Here is a 533-nt window from a genome sequence, read left to right as displayed (position 1 = left end):
CAGATCCGGGTCGGCGGGGACGCCGGCGCCTCGGAGGTGATCGTGCTGCGCGGCTACGGCGAACTCGCCCACGAAAACGAATCCCTCGTCGCGGCCCTGCTCCTCCCGGACGCCCCGATCGTGGCCTGGTGGCCGCACGGGGCCCCCGAGAACGCCTGCGAAACCTCCGTCGGGAAAATCGCGCACCGCCGGATCACCGACTCCGCGAACGAACCCGACCCCCAGGCCGCCCTCGAACGGATCCACCACACCTACAAAGCCGGCGACACCGACCTCGCCTGGACCCGGCTGACGAACTGGCGGATCCAACTCGCCGCCGTCCTGGACCAAACCAGCCCCTCCCCGATCACCGCCGTGACCGTCGAAGGAGCCTCCGACTCACCCTCCACCATCCTCCTCGCCGCCTGGCTCACCCTCGCCCTCGAAGCCCCCGTAACCATCGTCGCGGACCCCGCCGGGACCGGGATCCGCCGCGTCCGCCTCACCCGCCCCGCCGGCGACATCCAGCTCTACCGCCCCGGCCTCTCCATCGC

Annotated in this window: 1 protein-coding gene; it reads left to right on the top strand. The window is 71.9% G+C overall.

Annotated features, from left to right (window positions below; genetic code table 11):
* A partial coding sequence (locus NQJ30_RS18860; protein ID WP_255771848.1) for a glucose-6-phosphate dehydrogenase assembly protein OpcA occupies positions 1 to 533 on the top strand: 533 nt, incomplete at both ends.

Origin of the sequence: Pseudarthrobacter sulfonivorans, assembly GCF_024391045.1 — a bacterium.
In the GTDB taxonomy this organism is placed as follows: domain Bacteria; phylum Actinomycetota; class Actinomycetes; order Actinomycetales; family Micrococcaceae; genus Arthrobacter; species Arthrobacter sulfonivorans_B.
This window is presented reverse-complemented; position numbering and strand designations above follow the sequence as displayed.